General features: G+C 55.6%; 9 protein-coding genes. 6 read left to right on the top strand and 3 right to left on the bottom strand.

The features are described 5' to 3' along the window. Positions 1-197 precede the first annotated feature (197 nt). The 6 genes from QM649_RS00315 to QM649_RS00290 all read left to right on the top strand — a co-directional run bounded on the left by QM649_RS00315 (position 198) and on the right by QM649_RS00290 (position 11,205). Positions 198-2,564, top strand: coding sequence for a glycoside hydrolase family 76 protein (locus QM649_RS00315; RefSeq protein WP_415196997.1), 2,367 nt, complete (start codon positions 198-200; stop codon positions 2,562-2,564). Positions 2,565-3,066: 502 nt separating this feature from the next. After that, positions 3,067-4,818: a gamma-glutamyltransferase gene (ggt, locus tag QM649_RS00310; protein ID WP_415196996.1), complete on the top strand. Its 1,752-nt coding sequence runs from the start codon at positions 3,067-3,069 to the stop codon at positions 4,816-4,818. A gap of 345 nt (positions 4,819-5,163) precedes the next feature. Then, positions 5,164-8,358: a carboxypeptidase regulatory-like domain-containing protein gene (locus QM649_RS00305; protein ID WP_415196995.1), complete on the top strand. Its 3,195-nt coding sequence runs from the start codon at positions 5,164-5,166 to the stop codon at positions 8,356-8,358. Positions 8,359-8,495: 137 nt separating this feature from the next. Then, complete coding sequence (locus QM649_RS00300) at positions 8,496-9,896, top strand: hypothetical protein (protein WP_415196994.1); 1,401 nt, start codon at positions 8,496-8,498, stop codon at positions 9,894-9,896. Positions 9,897-10,128: 232 nt separating this feature from the next. Next, entirely contained in the window at positions 10,129-10,608 is a 480-nt protein-coding gene (locus tag QM649_RS00295) for a hypothetical protein (protein ID WP_415196993.1), read from the top strand. 15 nt (positions 10,609-10,623) lie between these two features. Then, positions 10,624-11,205 carry a beta-class carbonic anhydrase gene (locus QM649_RS00290; protein WP_415196992.1) on the top strand — a complete coding sequence of 194 codons (582 nt, stop codon included), beginning with the start codon at positions 10,624-10,626 and terminating at the stop codon, positions 11,203-11,205. A gap of 119 nt (positions 11,206-11,324) precedes the next feature. On the opposite strand, the gene QM649_RS00285 is transcribed toward QM649_RS00290, so the two are convergent. From QM649_RS00285 to QM649_RS00275, 3 genes are all read right to left on the bottom strand, one after another. Further along, positions 11,325-12,833, bottom strand: coding sequence for a M20/M25/M40 family metallo-hydrolase (locus tag QM649_RS00285; protein ID WP_415197090.1), 1,509 nt, complete (start codon positions 12,831-12,833; stop codon positions 11,325-11,327). Between the two features lie 150 nt (positions 12,834-12,983). Next, a complete protein-coding gene (locus QM649_RS00280; protein WP_415196991.1) occupies positions 12,984-16,274 on the bottom strand; it encodes a TonB-dependent receptor domain-containing protein in 3,291 nt (1,096 codons plus the stop codon). Positions 16,275-16,851: 577 nt separating this feature from the next. Beyond that, the gene (locus QM649_RS00275) at positions 16,852-17,748 is read right to left on the bottom strand and encodes an alpha/beta hydrolase family protein (RefSeq protein WP_415196990.1); all 897 of its coding nucleotides are present in this window, start codon (positions 17,746-17,748) and stop codon (positions 16,852-16,854) included. Between the last annotated feature and the right edge of the window lie 55 nt (positions 17,749-17,803).

Raw genomic sequence — 17,803 nt, 5'->3', positions numbered from 1 at the left:
CGCGGTGATTTTACCGAAGCTGGTGTCGCCACGGTGTTATCTGCCGAGGTGTGCAGGACGCGGCGACGAAGCAGCCGCCGAATGACGTTGAGTGCGTTTTCAGATTGACAGTCGAAACCCGGGACACGTATACGGCTACCGCAAGCGCTTCCAGTGCTTGCAACTCACATCGATGTCCGATTTCCGGAGGCTCCCCCATGCCATTGAAGATGACCCTGCCCCAGGGGCAAGGCTCGCAGTTCGTGCGTTTCCTGTCCGCGATGCTTCTTCTGTCTTGCCTTTCCACTTCACAACATATTCGGGCTCAGGCCACTTCTTATAATCCCCCACTTGCGGTCTCTGACTGGACCCTGGCCTACAGCGGTCAGGATGCTTCGTTCGCTGCGGTCACTTATGCAGGTCAGGCTGCGCTGCAATGGCAGGTCGCTTCCGCCCTCGGCCATTCTGACTGGGTCTACGACACGCTGCCGTTGCCCACGGACGAGATGTACACCTTCACGGTGGAACTCGCTGGAACCGGTACGGCCGCACTCAATGTCTGGAATGGCGAGGAAAATGTTACGAGTGCGCCAATCCAGTTGACATCGAAGTTCCAGACGGTCAGCGAGACGGTCTCCGTGCTGTCTCCGAATCCGCAATTCCAGATCCTTGACCCGGACAGCACCACGTCCGCCGTGAATATCTATTTCACCAACCCGACTGTGACACTTGCAGGCCCGGCAAGCGGTCTCTCGCTGTATCAGATTGCATATGGCGGCCTGGACTCCACGCTGAGTTCTACAACCTACGACGGTGCGACGGCGTACGAATGGCAGGTAACCTCAGCGCTCGGTCACTCTGACTGGATCTACAGCTATCCACCATTCATTCCCGGGGACACGTACCAGATCTCGGCTCAGGTGGCCGGGACAGGGACGGTAGAGATCAATGCCTGGGATGGCAACGAGAATGTTTCCGGCGCGCCGGTGACGTTGACTCCGAATTTCCAGACGATCACTGAAACCGTCAAGATCCTTGCGCCGAATACCGTTGTGGTTGCACCCAGCACCCCGGAGTTTCAGCTGGTAGACCCCGATAATAGCGGCTCATCGGCGCTCACGGTGTACTTCAAGAATGTGACGTGGAAGCAGGTTGTCGCACCACCAGAGCCTCCCACCGGTGTGTCGGCGCAGTTGCGTGGAGACAGCATCAAGGTCGACTGGAGCGTTCCGGCCCAGTGCAGCGGCTCCGGATTGCCGACCATCACCGGCTATGAGGTGTATGTCACCGCGCAGCCTTCAGCTCAGGATGCTTCGAGTCCAAATGCGAAGGTCACCGGTTGCGGTAATGGGGTCACGAGCACTACAGTACAGCTTCCGCTTCAGAATCAGACGCAGGGATCGGGGCAATCTCAGGGCGGTGGTTTTGGTGGCAAATCCGGCGGCGACAAGGTCTTCTACGCCACGGTTGTCGCAACCAGCGCAGCGGGCAACTCAACTCCCAGCCCGCAGGTCTCTACCGATCCGCTCACCGGCTCCGATGGAAAGGCCGAGTCCGCAGTGGAGGAGTTGCAGACTTACTATGACTCCTCGACCGGATTGTTCAACACGACTGGCTGGTGGAACTCTGCGAACGCGCTCAACGCGATCATCGATTACATGAAGCGCACCGGCTCACGAACATACCTGAGCGATGTCTCCAACACCTTCGCGAAGGCAGTCAACGAGGCGCCGTCTCCGACGCCGGGTGATTTCATCGATACCGCTTACGACGATACCCAGTGGTGGGCGCTCACGTGGCTTGACGCATACGAGTTTACGGGCAACCCTGCCTATCTGCAGATGACGGAAAAGATTTTCTCGTATGTGACGCAGGCATGGACACCTTCCCAGTGCGGGGGCGGTCTTATCTGGCAGACCACAAACGCCTATACGAACTCGGTCACGAATGAGCTCTTCCTAGAGCTGTCTGCTCGCCTCTACCTGGTCACCCATCAGGCGTCGTATCTGCAGTGGGCGCAAAAAGAGCTGACCTGGTTCAATGCAAGCGGGCTTATCAACTCGTCGAACCTTATCAACGACGGTCTCACTACTTCCTGTCAGAACAATGGTCAGACAACATGGACCTACAACCAGGGCGTCATTCTTGGTGGCCTCGCCGCTCTCTATCAGGGAACGCACGATGAGACCTATCTCACGGAGGCGAAGCAGATCGCGGATGCAGCAATCAGCACGCTGGTCAGTTCCGACGGTGTTCTGACGGAGCCCTGCTCCGGATCCTGCCCGGGCGAGAATCCCGATCAGACCCAGTTCAAGGGCATTTTCATCCGCAACCTGGAGGCGCTTTACCAGGTGACAGGCGACCAGTCGTATCTGGACTTCATACACAAGAATGCATCTTCGATCTGGGAGAACGACTTGAACATCTACGACCAGATTGGCTTCGATTGGTCCGGACCGCTCAGCGCGCAGGATCAGTCCTTCAATGCCTCTACGCTGAGCTCGGGCCTCGACGCTCTAAACGCGGCTGCGCGCGCTGAACACCACCAGCATGCAGGCAGCAGTTATTTCGGAGGTCCTCAGTGAGGCGTTAAGCTGAATCCTTCGTGCAGCATTTGCCGGGCATGCTTCGAGACTCGACGCCATGCCCGGCACCGGAAGGCATCACCCTGCTGGATGGATGCACGTCTTTTCTACTGACGAGGGTGATTTTTGCAAGATACCGCTGAGCCTGATCTGCAATGCGTTGAACGATCTCTTGCTGGTGCTTATCTCCTGTCTGCCTTCTCTTCATGAAGAGATTCCGCGCTATCGGATGTAACCGCGCGAACTGCGAGATGATTGCAGGGTGCAAATGCCTCTCATAAGTTGACAATTCCCGAGCGTATCGGCACCATCGATCCATGCGATTCTTTGCCGGATACGTGACTCTGGCCAGCGCTGCGAATACTCGCGCGCTTTGTTGTTCCTCATTCGCATGTCCGTCTCTCTAAGCTGATTCCGCAATCGCCGCGAAGCTTGTATTGCATCAGCAAAATGATCGTCAGGTCTTTTTCTCCAATCTAATCGATGACTCGAGGTGTACCGGATGCGCGGTGTTGCGCAGTGGATTGTCAGCTCCCTGATGGTGGGTCTAGTAACGAATACCTCGATGGCGCAGACCGCAGACAGCGCAAAGCCAGTCGCGGCTAAGCATGCCATGGTTGTTACGATTCACCACGACGCATCGGATGTGGGCCTGCAGATACTCAAGGAGGGCGGCAACGCCGTAGATGCTGCGGTTGCCGTGGGCTTCGCATTGGCAGTCGTCTTCCCGCAGGCCGGCAATATCGGCGGTGGCGGTTTCATGCTGATCCGGATGCATGACGGGAAAGCGCACTTTATCGATTACAGGGAGAAAGCGCCCGCGGCCGCTACCGCTGACATGTATCTGGACGCGCAGAAGAACATCGTCCCGGGAGCATCCACGGTGGGATACAAAGCCATTGGGGTTCCGGGCACCGTAGCAGGACTGGCCTATGCGGAGAAGACATACGGACGGCTGACTCTGGCGCAGGTGATAGCGCCAGCGATACGGCTCGCACGCGAAGGCTTCATCCTCGCGCCTGAAGAAGCACATAGCATGAGTGTCGCGCGCAATCTGCCGAAGTTCCCTGAATCACGGAAGCTATTCCAAAGGAACGGCAATCTCTATCAGGCCGGAGAGAGATTCGTTCAGCCTGAGCTCGCGGAAACGCTCACCCGGATCTCAAAGGATCCATCGACCTTTTACACCGGAAGCATGGCAACGGAGCTCGCGGCTGAGATCCAGAAGGGAGGCGGACTGATCACCACAGCCGACCTAGCCGCATATCAGGTGAAGGAGCGCACACCTTTATATGGGAAATATCGCGGCTACGACATCCTTACTTCGCCGCCACCATCGTCCGGCGGAATCGTCCTACTGGAGTCTCTGAATATTCTTTCAGGCTTCGACTTGAGCAAGATGGGAGATCGCACGCCGGAGCAGGTCCACTACCTTGTCGAAGCGTATCGCCGGGCTTATATGGATCGTGGAGACTATCTAGGCGATCCAGATTTCACAACGAATCCGCTTCACCAGATGGCCGATCCTGCTTATGCTGCAGCATGGCGAAAGACGATCGATCCCCACGCGCCTTCGCCTTCTGCTTCGTTGGTAAGGCCGGCTGGATACCTTCCACCTGTGCCGCAAGCTGCATCCGGACATGAGTCGGACCAGACAACGCACTTTTCCGTCGTCGATGCCGAAGGCAATGCAGTTTCGAACACCTATACGCTGAATGGTCTTTTCGGTTCTGGCGTTACTGCAGGATCGCTCGGCTTTTTGCTGAACAATGAGATGGATGATTTTGCCTCGAAAGTCGGAGTTCCGAATATGTTCGGGCTCATCCAGGGGCCGTCCAACTCCATCGCTCCGAATAAGAGACCGCTCTCGAGCATGACGCCCACCATCGTGTTGAAGCATGGCAAGGTGCTGCTGGTGCTTGGGTCGCCGGGTGGATCGACCATCATCACGACCGTAGCAAATGACTTGATCAGCATCCTGGACAACCATCTCGACGTACAGCAGGCCGCGGATGCGCCCAGGTTTCATCACCAGTATCTGCCCGACCGGATCGAAGTTGAGAAGGCTTTTTCACTCGACACCGTGAGCGCATTGCGGTCCTCTGGTTATCAGGTGAATCGCTCAAATGAAGCCGACGAAAAGAATCCCGGCGTATGGGGAGACAGCGAGATGATCTATATCGATCCCATGACCCACATTCTGTTTGGTGCCGATGATCAGCGTCATAAGTTCGGCAAGGCAGCGGGATATTGAGAGCCTCTTTGCGAAGGATCAATTTATATCTTGCGGGATTTGCTAAGGCTCATTAAGATTCAGACCATGCAGAGAGCGAACAGCGGACATTATTGTCGTATGTCCACATATACCCGGCGGGTATGTGTTGTCATCTGCGGTCCAGGCTTGGTCGGTTAACGGCGACGCGAGCTACAAAAGCAGAGGCACCTGCCCACCGCACACGTGGCCACGGACGCTCTGCTTCCTCTTCGGGATTTATCCGCTCTCCATCACAATGAATGCAAAAGCATTCACAGTGATCCATGAGAAGGCACGGGCCCACGGCCGGATAAAACACCCCTTGTAGCTTGTGAGGCCATTTCTATGTCACGCCGTACTTCATTTCTCAGGCAATTCCATCTCTTTTTTGCTGCTATTGTGCTGTGGTCCTTGCCGTCGGCAGCTCAGACCTTCCGTGGAGGAATTAGCGGATCCGTCACGGATAACACAGGAGCAGCCGTTCCGAATGTCGGTGTGAAAGCGACCGCAGATGCGACCGGGCTGACCCATAGCACCGTTTCGTCCGGAGCGGGGGAATACGGCTTCCAGGATCTGCCGCTTGGAGGCTACACGATTCAGGTCGAGGCCAGCGGCTTTCAGACTCTCGTAGTCAAAGGTGTCTCCGTCAACGCTGGCGTCATCCTCGCCCTGCCTCTGAAACTCTCGGTTTCAACCGTCAACACTACGGTGCAGGTATCTGCCTCGGCGCTCTCGCTCGACTCGGCTTCAAGCGTGAACAACTCTGTCATTGCTGGGAAGTCGCTTCAAGATCTGCCGCTTGACTCGAGAGACTTCAAGAAGGTCGTAGGCTTCGTGCCAGGGTTCGGGGGCTATTCGGGCGTGCTGGGATCAGTGAACGGCGCGCGTTCGAACCAGACGAACTGGCAGATCGACGGAACGGACAACAACGATCTGTGGGCGAACAACTCCGCTATCAATCAAAGTGGTATCGGAGGCATCGCCGGCACCATGATTCCGATCGATGCGATCGATCAGTTTTCACTGCAGACGCAGTCGAATGCGGAGACCGGCCGCAATCCCGGGGCGACCGCAAACCTGATCATCAAGTCTGGTACGAATGAACTACACGGCAGTGGATATTACTTCCTCCGCAACGAAGCGCTCGCGGCGAGTCCTGTGTTTGTACCGAAACGCGAGCTACGAAATGAGAACTTCGGCTACTCCCTCGGCGGTCCAATCGTTCGCAACAAAACATTCTTCTTCAGCGCATTTGAACGTCAGCAATTTACGATTGCACTATCGGGACTGGCGACAGAGCCATCTACCGCATACCAGGGGCAGGCAGAGAGCTTGCTTGCCGCGAACGGTCTTTCCGTTAACCCAGTCTCAACGGCCTTGATCGGAGCGCTCTATCCAGCCTATGCATTAACCGGGCCAGCATCCGCAAACAACTACATCAGCCCTGATCCAGAGACGGGTTACAGCAATAACGGCATCGTCAAGCTTGATCACAGCTTCAACGATCGGAATACGATCTCTGCGCGCTGGGCGATTGGCCAAGGCAACCAGATCGCACCTGTGGGTTCGAATCTTAAGAACTTCTACGAAGTTGCACCGATACACGTCCAAAACTATTCGGTGGTTTACAACCGGATATTCAGTCCGAAGCTGGTCAATCAGATTCTTCTCGGCGTGAGCACATATAACCAGGTGTTTCATGATTTTGACACTAACATTGATGTCATCGCACTCGGTCTAAACACCGGCGCCTCGCATAGTGGAGCTCCGAGCATTAATATCTCCGGCTTTGATGGCACGGGCGAAACTCCGCCCGAGGGTCGCAATGATGTGACAGGCCACATTACCGATGCGCTTTCCTATGACATCGGCAAGCATCAGTTCCGGTTTGGCGGCGAATATCGCAGAGCGCAGCTCGACGAGTTCTATTTTCGCAATTCACTCGGCACGTTCGCTTTCGATGGATCGCAGGGTGTAGATCATACGGGGTACGCCAATAATCCGAACGGATATGGATCGACGGTGAAAGCCCTTGCCGACTTTCTTGCAGGTGAGGTGGATACGTCTTCCTTTGCGAAAGGAAATGCAGAGCGCCTGATCTATGTGAATACTTACGATCTGTTTGCCCAGGATGCCTGGCAGATCACACCGCGCCTGAATGTTAACTACGGCCTTCGTTATGACTATGTCGGCCCTCTTTATAACAACGACGACAATCTCCCGACCTTTATTCCCGCTACCGCAACGGGCCTGTCGGTTCTTGGGGAAGGGCTCGATACTCTTTATCCGCAGGACCGCAACAACTTTGGTCCTCGTTTCGGCTTTGCCTACCAGCCGCGTGAGAATGGAAGTCTGGTGCTGCGCGGATCATTCGGTGTGTACTACGACGCATCGAGCCTCAGCCCCTTCTTTGATAACCGGCCAAGCAATGGCGGCCCGAACGGTTTCGAAGGCAATCCCGCGGGAACCAGTCCTGTGCAGACGTTCACCCCATCGGGTTACACGATCGTAAGTGGCCAGCCAATTTTTGACACCGGTGCGGCTTCGATCGTCGGTATATTCTCAGTCGATCCTCGCTTCCGTACTCCCTACACCTACAACTATCAGCTTGGCATTCAGCAGAGCCTTGGCTCAAGAGCGGTCCTTTCAATCGGCTATGTGGGAAGCGAGAGCCGGAAAGAGATTACGCTTGCGGATATCAACCAAACTCCACTCAATGCCACTTCAACAACTCCTGTGCAGAGCACCCGGCCGTATTACAGCGAGTATCCGGATTATGGCGTTATCAATCAGGTTGAAAGCAACGGCAACGGGAATTACAACTCGCTCCAGAGCACGCTGCGAACCAGCAACTTCCACGGGCTTTCGACGGTGGTCAATTACACCTGGTCGCATAACCTGGACGATATGACGGTATATCGCAGCCGACTGCCTCAGAACAGCAGAAACCTGAAGGGCGATTACGGAAACAGCGACTACGACACTCGGAATAACTTCAATGCGGCTGCTTTCTATACGCTGCCGCGCCTTGGTCATGGGCGCGACTGGATATCGAGCGGCTGGGAGATCAATGCGGCTGCAACTTTCCGTGGTGGGCTCCCTTTCAATATCGCGACCTCTTCGGATAACAGCGGCACCGGTGAGAAGTATCAGCGGCCTAATCTGGTTGGAAATCCCCATGCCGGGATCACTCACTCGATCACATCGAGTGGCGTTCCGTGGATTAATCCCGCAGCGTTTGCACAGCCCGCAGCCGGCACTTATGGCGATCTTCGCCGCAATCAGATCTTCGGACCTGGTTATGGAGATATCGATCTTTCGGTGTTCAAGAATACGAAGCTGTGGGACAGACTGACACTGCAACTGAGAGCAGAGATGTTTAATCTCTATAACCGCAACAACTATGCGCAGCCTGGTGGAACCTTTGGTTCGAGTTCCTTTGGGATCGTGAGCGACACAATTGGTGATTCGAACGGTTCGCCGGGAATCGGTCCGGGTGAGCCGTTCAATACTCAGATCGCCGCAAAAATATTGTTCTGATAGAGCTGTTGATCGTTACGGTCCCTGCGAGCAACTCCGGGGACCGTGACTTTAGATGCATGTTATTGCACTGCGCCGGACTATGTGAGGTCTAGTCCTGGCAAGTGCTGTTTTTATTGCGTGTGAAATGGATTCCTATGGCCGATGTGCGGAATTTTGGTGATTTGTCCAGAACGCTCACTCGTTTTGCGCGTGGCTTCTTGCCTGTAGCGGCGCTGAGCTTGTTTCTCCTCGCCTGCAATCTGCATGCATACGCTAGCTCTGTTGCTGAAAGATCATTCTCTCCGCAAAGCGCGCGGGATCAGATCGCTGCCGAACGACACGCAATGCGCTTGCTCGCACGAGCGGATCTGCAGGTTGAGTTGCGATCGCTGGAGGCGAAGTGGAAAGCGCAGTGGCCACAATTGCTGCCCTCCACGCAGACACAAGCGCATGATTCACTGGAAGAACTGGCTTTTCTTGTGAGCCTTGAAGTCGTCAACGGTGATCCACGCAGGCCGCGCGTGATCCAGATTTCCATTCCTCCCCATACGTGGTTTCAGACGAAAGTTTCCGGTGGACGATGGGGAATCGACAATCCAGACACGCAATATTTTCTCGTTCCGGTCGAAGCGAATTCCAGCTACGTGATCAGAGGCCAGCGGCATGCTCCAGGCCCTATCGATTCCAACTTCTCCTTCAGCAACCTCGATGGATGGCGCACACTGGCGAACATCGGTCAGAAGCAGCTGGAAGTCAAAGCTGATGGATCCTATGAAATTACTTTAGACAACACGCCCGCTGGCGATCGTTCTAATCACATCCAGTTAACGGAGGCCGGCAATGCGTTGTTGATCCGAAATACGCTGGCCGACTGGAGTAAAGAAAACGTCGACAGCATCGAAGTGAGACGCGTAAGTGGTCCTCCGCCGGAGAAAGAGCAGAACGATACAGAGCTCGAGCGGCGGATTGTCGTCCGTTTGCGCAATCGGCTTGATCACATCATCGCGCATCTCCAGGCTCCCGTTCTTGCATTGCCTCCGAACGAGCTGCCGCAGCCTGGCAGGCCGGGAGACAAGGCCGGTTTCCTCGTGACGCAGCGGAATGCGCTAGGGCATTTCCGTCTTGGATCGAATCAAGGTCTCATCGTCACGCTGAATCCAGGCGGGGCATCGTACTGCACACTTCCGGTCAGCAATGTATGGGGCGTAACGCCGGACTACTGGGATCACCAAAGCAGCCTGAATAACAGGCAGGCGGTTGCAAATGCAGATGGAACGATCACGTTTGTCGTTTCGAGCTGGGATCCTGGTGTCGCCAACTGGGTCGACGCGGCTGGGCTGGAGGAGGGAATTATTATGCTGCGTTGGCAGGGATTGCGAGAAAGCGGTGATGCGGCTGGCCCGTCTGTTATTCGCACGGCGGTTGTAACACGAGACACTCTCAAGAGCGAATTGCCTGCGGGGATAGCAACCTTGAATGCGGCAGAGCGCAAGAGCCAATTACGGAGTCGCAGAGCTGCCTTTGAGCGTCGGTTTGAAGTGGAATTACTTCCATAGCTCATCGTATGAGGCTGGCAAAAAGCAAGTCATTTGCGATTTCTATCTTATATTGACGCTCTTTGCTGGCTATGCTAGTTTCGCTTCATGTCAAAGCGGCTAGAGCGCTGTTGTACCTTCTCCGGCAATTAGCTGGGTGAGCGCTGGCACTGTGGCATTCCTTCCCGACTCATCCAGAATCGACAAGTAGCCCGTTGTCGGGCTCGAACGATTATTTTTCTGGAGGAGCTTCTTGCAGACTGTCACGTATATCCGCCGTTTCTTGCTCGCCGCCATGCTGTTCGGCATGCTTCCATCTTTTTCTTCTCCCGCAAACGCTTATCAGGCTCCAGCCACAGCCTCTCCGGCCGCGCATCCCGAGACGATCGAGTGGGTATATCGGGTGCGATATGGATTTCATGACGAATGGTTTGATCTTTTCCGCAAATACCAGCTCGCGATCCTGGATCGTCAGAAGCAACTGGGCTATGTCCTCAGTTACACCGTATGGGCTCCCAGTCTTCATACAAGCGAAGAATCGCGTTGGGACTATCGCATTGTGATTACGCGCGCCTCGCATGATGCTCCCCCGGGACAATCTGAGGCTGAGGTTGCCAAGCAGCTCTTTCCGGACCAGGCAGCATTCCGTAAAGATGAGAACAGAAGGTGGGAGCTGACGACGAATCACTGGGACCTCCCAATCCATGAGGTAGATCCAAACAAGGCTGAGTAGCCAGGGAGGCATGCCATGAGTGAGATCCTGACAGAAGTCCTGAACGCAAATGAACGCTATGCATCGGAGTTTGGCGATAAGGGCAAGCTGGGATTGCCGCCCGCGCGTCATTTCGCCGTGTTGACATGCATGGATGCCCGACTGGACCCAGCGAAATATGCAGGGCTAGCAGAAGGGGATGCTCACGTCATTCGCAATGCCGGAGGCCGCGCCAGTGATGATGCAATCCGCTCACTCGTCATCAGCTATAAGCTTCTTGGCACGCGCGAGTTTTTTGTTATTCATCACACCGACTGTGGCATGTTGTTCTTCAACAACGATGGAATCCGCGGTCTTCTTGCAAGCAGCCTTGAGACGGCAGAGCTAAGTGCAGATGGCTTTCGCGATGTAGGCGCGGGGCCGGGTTCCCGAGCCGGTGAGTTTATTGAATGGCTCACGATTCCAGATGCCGAGCAGGCAGTTGTGGACGACGTGGAACGTATCCGTAATCACCCACTTATCCCAGGCGCTATTCCCATTTACGGTTATATCTACGATGTGAAGACAGGCAAGTTGAACGAAGTGAGCCGGGCGAGTGCGGTTGGCAAGCCGCGATAAGTGTCAAGCACATGCCGCAGAAGAAAGATATGGAATGAACGGGATCTTTATGCAGAGAATCCAGCATTCATCTTCTCGCATGAAGACCCCGTCACAAGAAAGGTAAACTTCAGCAGGCGTTATTCGCGCGCGGTGCCTTTGCGTCCAGTTAGCCTGCCGTCTATGTCTGCCAGCACGTAAGTGGTTACGGCGAGCAGTCCTATATTTCGGCGGAAATCTTCAAGGTCTACCTTGTCAAAGGTGTCCGCTTCGGTGTGGTGCCAGTCGAAATAGTGTTCTCCCACGGTACGCGGACTTAAGGACGGTACACCTTCGGCCACGATAGGACCGATGTCAGAACCGCCTCCTCCCGGAGACCAACCCGCGGCATCGATTGGCTTGAGCAGATCGACCAGATCGAGGAGGGTATCCACCGACTTCTTCTCCTCGGGTGAAAGTCTCTTGATATCAAAGGCGGCCCCCGGATTCACGCGCGGTGTGCCTGGACGATCATCTCCTGGTGTGCGCGGCGGCCCGAAGGAACCATATGCCACTCCCAACGGCCGCTCCGCGCCGTTGTCCATCTCGATGGCCGCGACATGATTGCCGACTTTGTCGCCAACGAGCTTTGCATAGGCACGTCCACCTGCGCCGCCATTCTCTTCATTCACCCAGAAGACGAGTCGAATGGTGCGTTTGGGATGCAATCCGAGTTTGTGCAGCAGGCTGACAGCTTCGAAGGTGGCCATGATTCCAGTGCCATCATCCTGAGCGCCCTGGCCAACGTCCCATGAATCGATGTGTCCGCCGAGAACGACAACCTGCTCGGGATGCTCACTGCCGGGAATTTCGCCGATAACATTGCCAGCTTGAACATCCGGTAATTGCTGTGCATCCATTTTCAGATGAACAGTGACTGGCCCTTGGTGGGCAAGGCGTTCGATCAGCTCTGCATCTTCGATGGAGATGGCGGCCGCGGGAATCTTCGGCGCGTCCGGTGCGTACCGCAGGGTTCCGGTGTGCGGCAGTTGCTGTGCGAGCGGAGTCGCTGAGCGTATGAGTGCTGCGATCGCACCTTTCGCCGCCGCGCGCGAGGGGCCGCCAGTGCGATAACCGGAGTTGACGCCGTAGCCGTGCCAACCGGGATTGAATACCACGATCTTGCCTTTGACTGCGCTATCGGGCAATGCGTCCAGTTCTTCGAAGGTATGTACAAAAACGACCTGCGCTGTAAGTCCTTCGGGAGGTGTTCCATCGCTCATTCCGAGACCGAGCAAGTGAATCTTTTTCTTTATAGGAGCTACAAACTCGGCGCTTTCGTCCCCGCGCACCCAGTGAGGAACATCTACCGGTTGGATCTGCGCATTTTCAAGACCTGCCTTGCGCATGAGGTCTGCGGCCCATGTAATCGCGGTGTTCAATTGAGGCGTGCCGGAGTTGCGGTTGCCAATGTGATCGCAGAGATATTCGAGATCGTTGTAGCCGTCCGTGTCCTGTAACGCCGCGGCGAGAATTCTGTCAGCATCGGGTTTATATTTTGCAGTGATTGGCCCTGGGACTGCCGGAAATACGATAGGACGCGCAGGTTCCTGTGCGAGCAGCGATGGTGCAGTCGCCAGAACCAGGGCGATGGAGACGAGATGTTTCATCAAAAGCTCCTGTTGGAAAGAGAAGACGCAGCATGGAGTGCAGGTGGAAAGGAGACGAGGGACACGACAGGGGGGCCTGCTGGCTCGCCGTAATGAGAAGAGAAAGGTGCGACCGAAGCCGCACCCTTCCTCGAGCTATGTTGAGACGGGTTAGAAGATGAACTTGCCTGCGAACTGCACATTGAAGGGTTCGCCTGGGCCAATGCCCGGCGCTCCGCTATTGTTGCGCGTTGCGGAAACATGCCCAAAGCTCGAAGAACTGAGCGTGGCGGTTGGATTGGCGAGGTTTGTGCGGTTGAACACGTTAAACATTTCCGCGCGCAACTGGAATGTAACGTTTTTGTGGATGGGCGTGTTTTTTACCAGCGCGACGTCGACCGTGGAGAACGCCGGTCCTCGATAAGCATTGCGCGCAGAGGTTCCGAAGGTATTTGCAGGATTCGCCACCCAGGAGGAGGAAGAATCCCACAGGTAGTAGGGTGCAGAGGTGGTGCTGGTTCGTACCAGGCGGCGCGTAATGCCCGCTGCCGGAGATGCTACCTGATCAGCGCGGTCCTGATTCTCACCGGTGTGGCTGTTGTCGGCTCCTGATTTTACGGAGAAGGGAGTGCCGGTGAATGCGCTGATAAAGGCATTTCCTTGCCAGCCCTTCGTCAGGAGAGGAAGATGATCGGTGAACTTCGGAGCCTCGTACACGATGTAGCCGTTGAAGGTATGGCGTACATCGAAGTCCGAGTTGCCGTATTCGCCGGAGATGTCGGCCGAATTCTGGGGAGCAAATCCACGAGTGCCAGACACGGTATCGAGAGCGTGCCCGTAGGTATAGGAACCTTGCGCCGTGAGGCCGTGATAGCCCGATGTGCGCAGGCTCAGCTGCAGCGAGTTGTAGTTTGACGTGCTAACACTGGCAATGTCGTTGATCGCAGCAATCACCTCCGCATTCGCGATGTCAGAGGCAGAGTAGTAGGGGCGCCGGGTCTGGATGTTCTTGGTAGCTGTCGTGCCCGTAGAGCTGAGCGTGGCCTGGTTGATATCTACGAGCTGGAAAAGCCTGCGGCCGAGGGAACCGACATAGCCGGCCTGGAAGATCGTGTTTCTGCTCAGCTGATATTCGAGGTTGGTGTTGAAGTTCTGGATATATGCCGTGCGGAAGTTAGGATCGACGCTTGCGAGGCCGTAGACAGACGGTGTGGTCGCATTCGTGAATGGATCGACATTGTATTTCCACTGGTAGTAGGTGCCGGTGAGAGTCTCCACGGGAGTTGCGCCTGTAGGGTTGGCCTGCACGCCCACCGCGGCGCCATTGCCTGGACGATTATCGAAGAAGCCGTTGAAGTTAATTGCGTCGAAGAAGATGCCATACGTTCCGCGGATGGCTACCCGTGGCGCAAACTGCAGGGCAAAGCCGATGCGAGGCGCAAGGTTGGTGAAGTTTCCGGGGTAGATCTTGTCGATGCCTGCTCCAGGCTGAACGAGTCCGAAGGCGTCCGCTGAGGTATTGCCTGGGCGGAAGTCAGACAACACGCCTGGCGAGTGAAACGGTGCGTTGTAGTCGTAACGAAGACCGTAATTGAGAGTCAGTTTCGGTATCACCTGGAAGATGTCCGAAGCGTACAGCGAATAGGTGTTCTGGTAGATATCGCGACGCAGGTAGCCCTGCGTGAAGGTGGAACTAGCCACGTAGCCCGCAAGGTAGTCGGCCAGCGCGCGCACGTCACTGCCGCCATAGGTTGTGTCGGTGTAGTACGAGGTTGCACCCGTCGGCAGCGTTACGTTTGTTTGCCCGGTTGAAGTGTTGACCTCGGTCGCTGTGCCATTGAATGTGAAGGTGCCGCGGACATTGCGTTGGTACTGGAGGTCCATGTAATTACGTCGAAACTCGCCGCCGAATCGTAGCTGGTGCTTGCCGAAGACCCAGGTCGCGGTGTCGGTGAGATGACCGGTGAAGTCCTTGCGGCCGAGTGGCTGCGTTTCGCCGGTGGTGTCGAGGCTGGTGATGCTGATCGTGGGCGCACCGTAAAGAGACGGGTTGGTCACGCCATCGGCAAGACCAAGCGCGGGCATATCGAAGCTGTGGTTCTCGTCGTTAAATGTTTGATTGAAGATGCCTACGGCCGCCAGAAGTTGGTTGCTGAGGTGAGGTGTGAATGCGAAGTTGTGCACGGCGGTAAAGTTTTGCGTGATGTCCGGTGCGACCTGATAGTAGTCATAGACGTTCGTTCCCACCGCGGCGTACTGCCGTCCCGTGCCTACGAATGCGCGCACGGAGAGAGACTGACGGTCAGAAATCTGCCAGTCGATTTTGCCGATTGCATTGTCGCTGTAGCCTTTCTGCGGATGCTCGTCGAGATAGTTGCCGCTGGACGAAGCGGGTCCCGAGCCATTCGCGTCCGGCCACAATGTAAGCAGGCTCTGCGAGAGCGAGTTCACCCCGAAGCCGTGAGCGGCAAGCAGATTTGTCGCAGCAGTCAGATAGGCTGCTGTCGGCTCTACAGCATAGGCGCTGTTTTGAATCGTGTACATCTGCCGTTCGTAGTTCACAAAGTAAAAGAGATGATTTCTGAGGATCGGACCGCCGACCGAAGCACCGAACTGCTGATTGCGAAGTTCGGGCTTGGTCGCGTCAGTGGCTAGAAACGGGCTGCGTGCAGAAAAGAATTCATTGCGATTGAAGTAGTACGACGATCCATGAATCTGATTGCTGCCGCTCTTGATCGCGAGCGAAATCAGGCCGCCACCATTGCGTCCGATCTCTGCATTGCCCTGTGATTGCACGCTGAACTGGTCGATCGAATCGATTGGAATCGTGACTCCGGCAATGGAACCGACGCCGCCCTGATTTGCCGCGGCGCTGTTCTGCCAGATGTCATTGTTGTCGGCGCCATCGATCTGATAGTTGTTCTGGTTCGTACGCGTGCCATTCAAAGATCCGGCGCCGTTATATCCGGGCACGATCTTAATGAGTTGGGTGAAATCACGGCCGTTCAAAGGGATATTTGCAACGGCTTTGTCGGAGACGACAGAGCTGTTGGTGGAGCTTTCGGTGTCCAGCGTCAGTGCGTTTGCGTTGACATTCACGCTCTGCGTGGAGCTGGCCAGTGAAAGCTTCGGACTCAGGGAGTAAACCTCGCCTGGGCGTGTCGTGATGTTTTCAATCCGCGCGACCGCAAAGCCGGATGCGGTAACGGTCAGCGTGTATTTTCCAAGAGGGAGATCCTGGAAAGTGTAGTTACCGTCGACCGTGGAGGTAGTCTGCCGGGTAAGGCCTGTCTCTTGTCCTAATAGCTGAATGCTCGCATTGCCGATAGCGGCTCCGCTTGGATCTTCGATTGTTCCGGAAATACTGCCGCGGAATGTCTGCGCACGAAGTGTATTCGCGGCAATCAGTGAGGCTACAAAAAGCAGTAAGACTGCACCAGGTCTCCAAAAGAGGTGTCTCATCAATAGTCCTCGCAATTGATTCAGTTGGGGCAGATGTGGGTATGTATCTGCGGCAGTTTTGAGGAAGACTTTGCCGTGTACTACGGGAATGTCCCGAAGTTTCGAGTATGTGCTGATACGACCCGGTGATCGCCAGGGGGCATCCGAAACCTGCGAGGACGAAATCTTGCCTCGAAGAGACAGTGCTGCATACACGCGATGCCGTGGGCGCGGAGATCGAGAGGGAGGGGCCCGGTTAGATCATCTCGAATCTTGTGAGACTCGAGATGGACTTGGCTGTGATAGCAAGCTTGTCAGGATATCGGCTTACCGGCGAGCCGAACATCGTCCGCACACGAAATGCGCATGGGATCTCCGTAAAGATTCTGCGCTGTGGCTGACTGGATGCATGGCACTTACCGTAACACAAAGACTACGTCATGAGTGAAATAGTCTTTGTGCTATTTCAGCGTGATACTTGCCTTGAGAAGGTAAGTGCTTGTGGGAGCGCTATGCGCAGAGGTGCAGGAGCGCGAGTATCAGCGAGGCCGCATTCTTATCATGTCTGGGTGTGTGATGAAGGCGTTGCCGCTTCTATTTAATCGTGAACGTGTGAAGCAAGCCAGTCCAGGATGGTGGCCTGCAGCGCGATACGATGATCGCTGAATGGGTGATCGGTTTTGATCTCAAGGTGCTCGGATTGGGTGTTGCCTTCGGCCTGCAACGCGTGAAGGAGCGCATCGCTGTTGGGGCCGGTTCCATCCGCTGCGGTGATCAACAAGATGGGGCGGCTCCCAAGCGCAGGAGCAAGATTGAGGAAGTCCCACTCATTGCGATGGTCGAAGACCTCTGCACCCAATGCAGCGGCTGAGGTGCCACTCAGGGGTAAAAGGTCAACAGGGTTAACGCGGGAGGTGAATTGAGATACTGCTGTCTGCTTCTCTTCCTCTTTCAAACCAGCGAAGCGATGACCGATCGACGCACCGGAGATCGAAATGGCAGCGGCTACGCCAGGATGATGCGCTGCTGCGGAGAGCGCCATATATCCGCCCAGGGAATGCCCAATCAGTACGACGCGCCTGGGGTCGACATGATACTTCGCGGCGATGTCTGCTGAGGTGATCCACTCGACCTCGGCGTCTGCATCTTCAATCGTGTGCTGATAGGAGAAATTTCCAGAGACGCCCCAACTCCCTCGATAATGCACCGCGAGTACGTTGTATCCCGCGCGGCGCAATGTCTGCGCTAAATCCAGGTTCTGTTCGTAGCCGGGGAAGCCGTGAAAAATGATTGCGGTCGGATGGGGCTGTGAGCCTGAAGCAAGGTAAAACGCACCTAGCAGTTGAGCACCGTGCGAGGGCACCGCGATCTCGACAAGGCTTGCTGGCGATGTTGGATCGGCTGGAGGGTCTACGGAGATAGGCGACGAAGATGTCTGCGCAATGAGCGCAGTCGATGAGAGAAGGAATGTACTGACCAATGGTGCAAGACGCATGCTGGGCTTCGTCCTTATGTGCGTGCGAGCGTCTTCCTGTGCTGAGACCGGGACA

Origin of the sequence: Silvibacterium sp., from assembly GCF_047605705.1 — a bacterium.
GTDB lineage: Bacteria > Acidobacteriota > Terriglobia > Terriglobales > Acidobacteriaceae > Silvibacterium.
The sequence above is the reverse complement of the archived record's forward strand: the minus strand, read 5'-3'. Positions and strand labels throughout refer to the sequence as shown.